The sequence below is a fragment of the Verrucomicrobia bacterium S94 genome (assembly GCA_004299845.1).
GTDB lineage: Bacteria > Verrucomicrobiota > Kiritimatiellia > Kiritimatiellales > Pontiellaceae > Pontiella.
In genome coordinates this window covers 3,367,202-3,379,103 of sequence record CP036201.1, presented here as the reverse complement: position 1 = coordinate 3,379,103, position 11,902 = coordinate 3,367,202, and the positions used below count along the sequence as shown (strand labels likewise).

The 11,902-nt window shown below is 53.6% G+C and carries 8 protein-coding genes; all 8 read left to right on the top strand.

Translation table 11 applies throughout. The annotated features are described in order from the left end of the window. Window positions 1–28: 28 nt before the first annotated feature. The 8 genes from EGM51_14865 (at window position 29) to EGM51_14830 (ending at window position 11,842) form a co-directional block, all read left to right on the top strand. Window positions 29–1,192, top strand: a complete 1,164-nt coding sequence (locus tag EGM51_14865; GenBank protein QBG48621.1) for an MFS transporter — start codon at window positions 29–31, stop codon at window positions 1,190–1,192. Window positions 1,193–1,218: 26 nt separating this feature from the next. Further along, window positions 1,219–2,379, top strand: a complete 1,161-nt coding sequence (locus EGM51_14860) for a Gfo/Idh/MocA family oxidoreductase (GenBank protein ID QBG48620.1) — start codon at window positions 1,219–1,221, stop codon at window positions 2,377–2,379. 107 nt (window positions 2,380–2,486) lie between these two features. Continuing rightward, entirely contained in the window at window positions 2,487–3,479 is a 993-nt protein-coding gene (locus EGM51_14855) for a sugar phosphate isomerase/epimerase (protein ID QBG48619.1), read from the top strand. 69 nt (window positions 3,480–3,548) lie between these two features. Next, window positions 3,549–4,847 (top strand): twin-arginine translocation signal domain-containing protein, encoded by a 1,299-nt coding sequence (locus tag EGM51_14850; GenBank protein ID QBG48618.1) that lies wholly within the window; start codon window positions 3,549–3,551, stop codon window positions 4,845–4,847. A 15-nt stretch (window positions 4,848–4,862) separates the two neighbouring features. Further along, the gene (locus tag EGM51_14845) at window positions 4,863–5,744 is read left to right on the top strand and encodes a ThuA domain-containing protein (protein ID QBG48617.1); all 882 of its coding nucleotides are present in this window, start codon (window positions 4,863–4,865) and stop codon (window positions 5,742–5,744) included. 11 nt (window positions 5,745–5,755) lie between these two features. Beyond that, a complete protein-coding gene (locus EGM51_14840; protein ID QBG48616.1) occupies window positions 5,756–7,729 on the top strand; it encodes a HEAT repeat domain-containing protein in 1,974 nt (657 codons plus the stop codon). 274 nt (window positions 7,730–8,003) lie between these two features. Next, entirely contained in the window at window positions 8,004–9,344 is a 1,341-nt protein-coding gene (locus EGM51_14835) for a Gfo/Idh/MocA family oxidoreductase (protein ID QBG48615.1), read from the top strand. Continuing rightward, the gene (locus EGM51_14830; GenBank protein ID QBG48614.1) at window positions 9,341–11,842 is read left to right on the top strand and encodes a hypothetical protein; all 2,502 of its coding nucleotides are present in this window, start codon (window positions 9,341–9,343) and stop codon (window positions 11,840–11,842) included. The genes EGM51_14835 and EGM51_14830 overlap by 4 nt, the downstream gene beginning before the upstream one ends. Window positions 11,843–11,902 lie beyond the last annotated feature (60 nt).

The window sequence follows — 11,902 nt, the reverse complement described above, 5'->3', positions numbered from 1 at the left end:
GGGAAGCTAAGGGATAAGGAGAGAGAAAATGATGGTGAAAATTGTAGCATTGCTGGGTGTGTTCGGACTGGGTATGTGCTTTGCCCTGCTGGGATCGGTCAGTGTTAAACTGATGCCCCGGTTGAAGATCGATCAGGGCAGATTCGGCTCTCTGATTTCTGCCTTCATGTTCACCTCGTTGGTCGCATCACTGATTATGGGAGTCGTAACCGATCAGCTGGGGTATAAACCGGTGGCCATATTCGGTTTTGCCGTTACTGCGGTGGTCATTTTCCTGCTGGCCTACGCTAAAAGCTATACCACTACGCTCATTGCCTGTCTGCTGCTCGGCTTCGGGGCCATGGCGCTCAACACGGCCGGAAACACGCTGATTCCTCAGGTGCTTTTCGGCGGTGAAAAACCGGCGGAAGCCAGCAATATGGGCAATGTATTTTTCGGCCTCGGCCTGTTCCTGACGCCGATGATCGTCAGTTTTCTTTTCCGTAAAACCAGTTATGAAAAAGCGGTTTCCGCCCTCGGCGTCATTATTCTGATTCCCGTAGTGTTCGCGGCAACGGCAACGTATCCCGAATCCGCCAACGCTTTCGCCATTGGCGATGCGGTCGCCCTACTGGCCAAGCCGGCCGTCCTTCTGGCCGCATTTGTTCTGTTCTGCTATATCGCGCTCGAATCCTCGTTCTGCAACTGGCTGCCGGCTTTCGGCAAGGAAGTGATCATGAACGAAACGCCGGATACGGATGAAACCAAAGCGGATGCATCTGCTCAGAATCTGCTTTCCATGTTCGCCATCGCCATGATGGTCGGTCGTCTTGTTTTCAGTGCCCTTCCGAAAGTCACTTTTTTCGGCGGTTACTACATCGCCGGTGCGGCCCTGGTGGCCGGACTGATCATTTTGGCGATGACTCGATGCAAAAGCGCAAAAACGGCAAATCTTCTCGCCGCAGCAGCCGGGTTCTCATTTGCACCCTGTTTCCCCACCACCGTCGGGGTCACCTTTTCCAAGTTTTCACCGGAACTTTACGGCAGCATCTTCGGCATCATTTTCGCGGTCGGCCTGCTCGGTGGCGTAATCATTCCGAAAACCATCGGTAATATGGCCGGCAATTCAACCATTCAGAAAAGCCTCAAGCTTCTGCTTCCGGCCTGCCTACTTCTTATCATCCTTGCCGTTGCGCTCGGATTCCTTAAATAATCTTTAACTAACACAGGAGGTCAATCATGGATAGAAAACTCAAAATGGGAATGGTCGGCGGAGGCCCCGGCGCTTTCATCGGCGACGTACACCGAAAAGCCGCGCGCCTCGACGGTAAAATCGACATCGTGGCCGGTGCCTTTGACATCGATCCGAAAAAATCGCGGGCAATGGGCCAAGAACTCTGCATCGATAAAAGCCGTACCTACAATGACGTCCAGTCGATGATTGAAGGCGAACTGGCCCTGCCCGCCGATGAACGGATCGATTTTGTTTCCGTCTGCACCCCGAACCACACCCATTTCCCGATCGCCAAAGCGTTTCTGGAAGCAGGTTTTAACGTTATGTGCGAAAAACCGATGACCCTTACCGTGGAAGAAGCGGAAGAGCTCAAAACCATTGTCCAGAAATCGAAAAAGGTCTTCGGCCTGATGCATAACTACACCGCCTACCCGATGGTCAAACTGGCCAAAGACATGGTGAAAGACGGCGACATCGGAAAAGTCCGCAAAGTCATCGTACAGTATCCGCAGGGCTGGCTGGCGCGCGCCACCGAAAAAGAAGGCAATCAGCAGGCCTCCTGGCGCACCGATCCGAAAAAATCCGGGATTGCCGGCTGCATCGGCGACATCGGAACACATGCCGCAAATCTGGCGGAATACATCACCGGGCTGACCATCCGCGAAGTGGCTGCCGACCTGACCACCTTTGTTAAAGGCCGCCGCCTCGACGACGACGGCAACTGCCTGCTGCGCTTCTCCAAAGGGGCCAAAGGTCTGCTGCATGCATCTCAGGTATCCATCGGACAGGAAAACAACCTTGCCATCTGGATTCACGGAGAAGACGGCTCGCTGGAATGGCATCAGGAACATCCGAACTGGCTCTATGTCGACAAACTCGGAGAGCCTACGCAGATCTGGAAACGCGGTAATGACTATGTCGGAGCCCGTTCTGAAGCTGCCGGCCGCGCAACACGCCTGCCCTTCGGTCATCCGGAAGCCTTCCTCGAAGCCTTTGCGAATAACTACTGCAACTTTGCCGACACCATTCTGGCAAAGGAAGCCAAACGCAAACCCACCGACCTGGAAAAAGATTTCCCAGGCGTGAAAGAAGGCGTTATCGGTATGAAATTTATCAAGGCGGTTGTGGAAAGTTCCAACAACAATGCCGAATGGACGAAACTTTAACCCCTACTGATAGATGATTCGCGATTGCCGATTGAAGCGCACGCGTTCTGCTGCATTTCAGTCGGCAATCATCAATTGGAAATCGGTAATTACCTAGGAGAAGATCAATGGGAAGACCTGTAACACTTTTCACCGGACAATGGGCGGACATCCCGCTCGCAGAACTGGCCCCGTTGGCCAAGGAAATGGGCTTCGACGGTCTTGAACTCGCCTGCTGGGGCGATCATATGGAAGTCGATAAAGCCGCACGTTCCAAAAAATACTGTCAGGAAAAAATAGAACTGCTGAAAGACAACGGGCTCGAATGCTACGCCATCAGCCACCATCTCGCCGGTCAGCTGGTCTGCGATCTCAACAACGACGGACGCTCCGATATGTTTGCACCGCCGGAACTTGCCGGCGATCCGGAAGGACAGCGCAAATGGGCGGTTAAAACCATGAAAAACACCGCAAAGGCGGCTGCCAATATGGGCGTAAAAGTGGTAAACGGCTTCACCGGTTCCTCGATCTGGCACATGCTGTATTCGTTCCCGCCGGCCTCCGAGCAGATGATCGAAAACGGGTTTAAATATTTTGCCAAAATGTGGAATCCGATTCTGGATGTGTTCGATAAACAGGGCGTTCGTTTTGCCCTCGAAGTACACCCCACCGAAATTGCATTCGATATCATCACCGCAAAACGCGCACTCGAAGCCATCGGTCACCGTGAAGCATTCGGTTTCAACTTCGATCCCTCGCATCTGGTCTGGCAGGGCGTGGATCCGGTCCGCTTCCTGAAAACCTTCCCGGACCGCATCTACCACGTGCACATGAAAGATGCAGCGGTCACGCTGGACGGCGAAAGCGGCATTCTCGGCTCCCACCTCAATTTCGGTACCCCCGGCCGCGGCTGGGATTTTCGCAGTGTCGGCCGCGGTGATGTGAAATTCGAGGAGATTATCCGTACGCTGAATGCCCAGAATTATCAGGGGCCGCTCTCCATTGAGTGGGAAGATGCCGCGATGGATCGTATTGCCGGCGCAACCGAATCCTGTGCATTCACCAAAAAAGTGGATTTCGAGAAGTCCGACCGTGTCTTCGACGAAGCCTTTGACAACTGAGTTCGAACGATAATCGTTCATGAAAACGCCCGCCCGGTTCCGCCGTGGCGGGCTCTGATTTTCGGAACAATGGGAATTGCTATGACATCGAAACTTTCCAGACGTAACCTGCTGAAAACCTCAGCCCTTGCCGGAGCGGCGGCCGGATTCCCGGCTATTGTCCCTTCTACTGTATTGGGCGCAACAGCTCCCAGCAATAAAATCACCATCGGCGGTATCGGTACCGGCTCGATGGGCATGGGCAACCTCAAAGGACTGCTCAACCAGCCGGATACCCGCCTGCTGGCAGTGTGCGATGTGGATTCCCGCCATCGCGCCAATGCCAAACGAACCATCGATTCAAAATACGGAAACACCGACTGCACTGAATACAATGACTTCCGCGAACTGCTCGCCCGCGATGACATCGATGCGGTTTTCCATGCCCTGCCCGACCATTGGCACGGCATAATCTGCGTGGCGGCCGCCAATGCCGGAAAAGATATCTACGGCCAGAAACCGCTCGCCCGTACCATTCCGGAGGGACGTGCCATTGTCGAAGCCGTTGAACGCAACGGGGTAATCTGGCAGACCGGTTCACAGCAGCGCTCTGACGGACGGTTCCGGATGGCCTGCGAACTGGTGCGCAACGGAAGGCTGGGAAAAATAAAGTTTGCTGAAGCCCGCCTGCCGGGCGGTTATGGCGGCGGTTCCGCAAAAACGGTTCCGGTTCCGAAGGAACTGGACTATGAGATGTGGCTGGGACCAGCCCCGATGCAACCCCACCGTGATCTGGGCCGTGGCGGTTCCATGCACTGGAACTGGCGCTGGCTGCGCGATTTTTCGGGCGGACAGATTACCGACTGGGCCGGACACAATATTGATATCTGCCACTGGGCACTCGGGCTCGATGAAACCGGCCCGGTGGAAATCAGCGGAACCGGAGGCTTTGCAGACAGCGATCTGTTCAATGTCATCACCTCTTTTGATTTCGATCTGAAATATGCCGACGGCTCTTTGATCAAAGTCACCAGTAAATACGGTCCCGGCGCCCGTTTTGTGGGCGAAGAGGGCGAAATACTCGTCACCCGCGAAAAAATCGAAGCCAGCAAACCCGGCATTCTGAAAGATCCGATTCCCAGCAACGGAATCCGGCTTTATGAAAGCCGGGATCATCACCGGAACTTTATCGACTGCGTGAAAAGCCGCCGACCATGCATCTGCCCGGCCGAAACCGGACACCGCTCCATCAGTGCCGGACTGCTTGGAGAACTCGCGATCTACACCGGTCGCACTCTTAAGTGGGATCCGGAAAACGAGATCATCACGAACGATTCGGTAGCCAACGGCCTGCTTACCCGGTCGTTTCGCGAACCCTGGATTCTTTAACAAGCGGGGAATTTCATGATGAAAAAATGGATTACACTCATTACGGCATCCGTCATTTCCGCCGGCGCGGCGGCACAGAAAAATAAAAACCATCAGGGTCCTGCCAAACCGGAACATGTGGCCAGGGTCAAAAAGGCTCTCCCGGAAAAAGCACCGGCCCTCCCGGGAAAAAACCGGAAAATTCTGGTTGTTACCCGCTGTGAAGGTTTTGTGCACGACTCGATTGCCATCGGTACGGAGGCCGTCAGGCTGATGGGGGAAAAAACCGGTGCCTATACCATGGAGGAAACACGGGAACTTGATCTGTTCAACGACAAGGATCTGGCCCGTTTTGATGCCGTCCTGTTTCTGAGTACCACCCAGCTGAAACCGACCCCCGAACAGCAGCAGGCTTTGCTGGAGTTTGTACGCGGAGGCAAAGGCATCATCGGCATCCATGCCGCCACGGATAATTTCTACGGGTGGTCGGAAGGTGCTGAAATGATGGGCGGTCTCTTCTGCGGCCATCCGTGGACGGCCGGCTGCACGGTTCAGATGAAACTCGATGAACCAAACCATCCGATCAACCAATGCTTTCATGGGGAATCCTTTAAAGTGAAAGACGAGATCTATCAGTTTAAAGAACCCTATTCCCGTGAAAATCAACGTGTACTTGTGAGCCTTGATATGAATGATCCGGACACCAGAGCCGTGAAAGGCGGAAAACCGGCAAAGGTGAGCCGCACGGATGGCGATTTTGGCGTCACCTGGGTTCGGCAGGAAGGAAAAGGCCGTGTGTTCTACTGCTCCATGGGACACAACCACCACATCTTCTGGGATAACCGCATTCTTCAGCACTATCTCGCCGGAATCCAGTATGCCCTCGGCGATTACGATGTCCCGGATGAAATTAAATAAGGATACACCATATGAATGTACGTTTATCAACTCTCTGCCTCGTTTTCGCCGCATCCGTTGCCGGTGCACAGCTCGAAGCACTCCGTACACTGACTCCGGATCAGGATCAGAAAATACGCCGCCCGATCGAAGCTCGGGTTTTTGGAACGGAACCGGAAAATTTCCGGAAACTTGAAAATGAACTCCTGGAAATTTTCCAATCGCCGGAAACGACGCTCGAAGGCAAACGGTACACCTGCCGTCTGCTACGCCACTGTGCATCTGAGGCCTGTGTTCCGGTACTGAAAAAGGAACTGTTGAACCCGGATCTGTCCGCGTTCGTCCGTATGGTCTTTCAAGGACTGGAAAGCGATGCGGTGGACAGCGCCCTGCTGGCCGCCCTGCCGGAGGCTCCGGCTGACCTCCAAATCGGAATAATCAGTACACTCAGTGCCCGCGGAACAACGGAAGCGGTTTCTGAAATTATACCGTTCCTGGAATCGGAAAATGCCGATCTCCAGTTTTCCTCCATCCGTGCTTTGGGAAATATCGGTGGTAAAAAAGCGGTAAAAGCATTGGCTCAGGCTACGGTCAATCCACAGTTTTCGAAGGTTTTGAAGGAAGCGCAGCTGGCCGCCGTTGAAGGTGTAAAGCCCTCCTTCTTCGGGCTTTTTTCGGCGAATTCCGATAAAAAGGTATACGCCGCTATGCTGGCGGATGAAGATCCGGCAATCCGTTCCGCTGCACTCGGCGCCATGGTGAAGACCGATCCTGCCGACGCGGCCGATGCTGTTTTCCAGGCCCTGGAAAATGAAAATTCCGATCTTCGGAAAACTGCATACTCGCTGCTGCCTCAGCTGCCGACCCAATCACTGACGGATATTGAATCAGAAGATCCTGAAATTGAACTGCTCGTACTTCATGAACTGGCGGTCCGCCGCGAAGCGGCCGGCGAGGCGTTTGCCGTTGAAAAAATGCAGCGGGAAAACGATGCGGTTCGGAAAGCGGCGATATATGCGCTGGGTCAGATCGGCGGCACATCGGCTTTTCAGCTGATTCCGGCGGCGGCATCCGATCAGACCGCCTTCGATGCTTTGTGTGCTGCAAATGCCGAGGGGCTTGATGCCGCTATTCTTGATGCACTGAAAAGTGCCAAAGACGAAAAGGTGAAAGTTCAATATATCAACTGTCTTTCCGCCCGTCAGGCCGAAGGTGCTCTTCCGGAATTTGTGAAACTGGCTTCCAAAGACTGGAGCCGCACCTGCGCGGCGACCATCAGTGGCATGGCCAATCTGGTTAACGTGGATACATTCGGTACCTATGCCGACCTGTTGCTGAAAACAGACAGTAAAAAGAAAATAGGGGCACTGGAAAAATCCATTGCCCAGGCCGCCCAGCGTATGCCTGACCCGGACGCCTGTGCAGCAACACTGATCGCTGCTTATAATAAAGCGGAAGGCGAAGTACTTTATACCATTATCCGCTCACTCGGAAGTATCGGAGGAAAAAATGCGCGTGGCGTTCTTGAACAGGCCATGAGCAGTGAAGATCCGCTGGCGCGGGATGCGGCAATCCGTGGACTTTGTAATTGGCCGAATGCGGATGTGGCGGACCAGCTGCTGGAACTCGCGAAAAATGCGCCGGAAGATAAATACAAGCTTTTCGCTCTTCGCGGTTATATTCGCCTGGCCGGAACCTTTAATACGGAGGCGGAAGCGCTGCCGATGTGCAGAAATGCGGCGGCCCTGGCCTCGCGGCCCGAGGAAATCCGTATGATTCTCTCAACGGTGAAACGGTACAAAAGTGAAGACGTAATTCAGTTTATTGCGCCGTACATCGATAATCCCGAAGTGGTGGATGAAGCCGGTCAGGCCATGATCGAACAGACCTGGCATTGGAAAACTAAAAAACCGGCGGTTCCGCACCTTAAACACTATGCAGAACGCACCCAAAATGAACAGATGAAGTCCTATGCACTGCAGACCATTGAATCGGTGATGAATTAAACCGTATTCTGCTGCCGATCGAAGAGAAGCGCTCCATCCGGGGCGCTTTTTTGTTTTTTATTCACAGGGTCTGTTGTCCGTTTTGTACAAGTCCCGGCGTTGATTCTACAAGACTTATGCCGGGACGAGAGATATATTCTCCGGCATAAATACAAGAAACGATCTGCGGTATGAAAAATACAGCTGAGGAAGTGTTTTTTGTTTGATGATGAGAATAAGACCAAGTAGAAACGCTATTTGTTAATTTATTACACAAATTAGTCGGGGGATCATAATGAATAGAACTCAATTTATGCAAACGGCTGCGGCCGGAACCGTTCTGGCGTCGCTGAAGGCGCGTGCGGTGGAAAATGCCGAGCTTTCAGCCCGGAAGAATCCGGATCAGCTGAACATCGCCTTTATCGGTGCCGGCGCACAGGGCCAGATTCTGATGCAGTCCTGCGTTCGTATTCCAGGCATCCGTATTAAAGCGGTATGTGATATCTGGGAAAAATACAATCTGCGCTATGGAACACGCTATATTTACAGTCAGCAGCGTGAAATGCCCAAAGGCTATGTGGACTACAAAGAAATGCTGGCGAACCACAAAGATGAGCTTGATGCCGTCGTGGTTGCCTCCCCGGACTGGATGCATGCCGAACATGCCAATGCGTGCATGGAAGCAGGCCTCCATGTTTACTGCGAAAAGGAAATGTCCAACTCGCTGGAAAAAGCAGCCACAATGGTGAAAACCCAGCGAGCCACCGGTAAACTGCTGCAGATCGGTCACCAGCGCCGTTCCAATCCGCGTTATCTCCATGCCATTGATCTACTGATTCACGAACAACAACTGCTGGGTCAGGTGACCACGGCAACCGCACAGTGGAACCGTGCCAAAGCGGATGATATCGGCTTCCCGGCCAAATACCCGGTTCCGGCGGAAGTGCTGGATCAGTATGGCTATAACTCCATGATGGAGTTCCGTAACTGGCGCTGGTACAAAAAATACGGCGGCGGTCCGATTGTCGACCTGGGTTCACACCAGATTGATATTTTTGAATGGGTCTGGGAAACCAACGCTAAATCCGTCATTGCCTCCGGTGGCAACGATTTCTATGCCCACCGGGAATGGTATGACAATGTTATGGCCATTTATGAATTTGACACACCTACCGGCACGGCCCGTGCTTTTTATGAAACGCAGACGACCACGGGGCGCGGCGGATTCTCCGAGGCATTCCGCGGAACCAACGGCTATCTTGAAATTGCGGAAGTCCCGGCTCAGGGCAATGCGGTTTTCCGTGAAGCACACGCTCCGGAATCCCAGTGGGAAGAGCTGGCGGCCAAAGGGCTGATCAAAGCCAAACCGACGGCCATTAAGAAAACAGCCACAAAGAATAAAGCGGTCGATGTCCGTGTTACGGAAGCCGCCACCGGATGGCCGCTGCCGATTGACCTTTCAAAACCGGCCCACCAGCCGCATCTGGAAAACTTTTTCAATGCCATCCGCTACGGAACCCCGCTGAACTGTCCCGCTGAAAAAGGATACGAAACTGCAGTTGCTGTTCTGTCGGTAAACCAGGCTGTTGCAACCAGCCAGAAAATTGAATTCAAGAAATCGGACTTCCACGTGTGAAAACAAAATATCTGATACTATCCCTGCTGGGAACAGCGGTATCTGTTTTCGCAAATCATTTTGATGGAAGCAGAACGACGCCTGTTCATCGCATTCCGCTTTTTTCGGAAGATGGTCAGCCCATCAACACCTCCCTGCCGGAAAACCTGCCGTTTTCGTCGAAAATGACGTGCGGTGCGTGCCATGACTATGAGAAAATTCATGGCGGATCGCACTTTAAGGGTGCCGGCCAGGGTCGGGCAACAGAACCCTGGATTGTGGTCGATGAAACCATCGGGGTTCAGGTTCCGGCTGAACGCATGAGCCTTTCGGCCTGGGAATTCACCAAACAGTTCGGCAGTCACCTTCCCGGCGGGTCCATCAGTGATCCGGAAGATAAGCTGGCCGATCCGGATGCACGCTGGGAAATTTCCGGCGGGCTGGAAATGAACTGTCTGGCATGTCATAATAACTCCCACCGTCAGGATATGACCGAGTGGGCAAAACAGATTGCCCGCGAAAACTTCCGCTGGGCTTCCACTGCAGCATCCGGTATGGCCGAGGTGAGCGGTATGGCGTCGCGCATGCCGGAATGGTGGAATATGTATATGGGCGGCAGTCCGGACGATAAAGTCTACCGGGTTCCGCCTTCCGCTGATTTTGACGAAACCCTGTTCGATTCCAAGCATCGGATGTGGTTCGACATCGGACGACCGCAGGACCGTAACTGTGTACAGTGCCACTCTACGCATCCTGTAACGGCAGCCCGTATGGATGTTCCCGGTGATGTCCATGCGGCGGCCGGACTGTCGTGTGTGGACTGCCACCGCAACGGTGAAGATCATCAAATGCTGCGCGGTACTACGGAAACCATGAGCTGTGCGGCCTGTCATACGGAAGACGGGCTGATAGCCGGTCAGGCCGGCGCCCCGGTTGCCCATCATAAAGGGCTTCCGCCGGTGCACTTCGATGAACTGACCTGCACCGCCTGCCATTCCGGTCTGGAACCGGGGGAAGAACCTCAGCTGATTCGTACATCACGTGCGAACAAGCTTGGAATTTACGGCCGTGCACAATGGTACACCGAATCGCCATTCATTGTTGAGCCGGTCTATGTCCGGAACGATGAAGGCAGGATTGAACCCCGCCGGATGATGTGGCCGGCCTTCTGGGCCGATGCCGAAGGTAATCCGCTTCCCGAAGAGGTGGTTGCTGAAGCCGCTGAAGGCATTCTCGATACCGCTCAGCAGGTGGCTTCAACACTCGCCATCTGGGGCAGTATTGATGATGCCACGCCGTTCCCGATCGGCGAACCGGTCTATATTGCCGCCGGCAATGCCTATGTGCAGAATGCCGATGGCGGACTGGATCTGATCGGCCAGACCGATCTGCCGGTTACCTGGGCCTGGAAAACACCGAGTAATATCGTATCCACCATTCCGGAATTTGACGTCAATGCAGAGCAGCTTGATTTCGATGCGGAAGAACGGATTCTCGGAATCATGAAGGCCTTCGAGCCGACCGAGATTATTCTGGCTTCAAAGGGAAAACTGTTTGAAGTTCAGGATGGCTGGCTGGTGGGCACCAACACGACACTCGTTGACGGCTGGTACACCAAAGACGGTAAAAAACTGGTTGATCCGTTTGTGGAAAAAGCAGTGACCGATATCGTCGGTACCGATAAAGCATTCAACGAAGAGCAGGTTGTGAAAATGCTGAAAAAACTCGGCAATGGTGCATCCTATATTTCCAACGGCCGGAAATTTGATCTTTCCGGCGATACACTGGTGGATTCAGACCATGAATCCGCCGAACCGGTTTCCTGGCCACTGGGTCATGATGTACGCGGTACGGCACAGGCTCTCGGTGCTAAATCCTGCACGGAGTGTCATGCAGAAGATTCAAACTTCCTGTTCGGTACTGTAACCGCCACCGGTCCTTTGCTTACGGATAAGGCGAAAACGGTTTCGATGCATGAATTCCAGAACGTGAGCGCCGGCTTCAATAAGCTGTTCGGAAACTCGTTCAAAGTGCGCAGTCTGTTCAAATGCATCATGAGCAATCTTTCACTGCTGCTGGTGCTGATTGCACTGGCGGCAGGACTGCCGCTGGTTTATAAACTCGTCAACATTGCAGGCGAAAAAGAGATCAACACCCGCCCGGTGAAAATCGTGCTGATGGTGTGCATGCTGGTGCTCGCTCTGACCGGCTTCCTGTTCGGCTGGCCGTTTTCGTATCCGCTGAACGGCTTCCCGCTGCTGAGCCATACCGGCTTCGGAGCCCTTTATGCCGTTGCTCTGGTCGTTTATGCCGTTGTCCGTGCAAAAAGCGGCGGCCCCTGGTTCTGGGTGTTGCTGATCAGCGGTATTGTGCTCATTCTCAGCGTACTGCTGGCAATGTTCCCTGTTCTGGGAACACACGGGCAGCACACCGCGATTGTGGTACACCGAACCGCTGCGGTCATCAGCCTGATTGCTGCGGGTATGGGCTGTCTGTCCGCTAAAAAAACGAAGGGCTGATGGATTGAAACTGAATACCGTCCGATAAATCGAATTCCGATTTTTCGGACGGTATTTTTT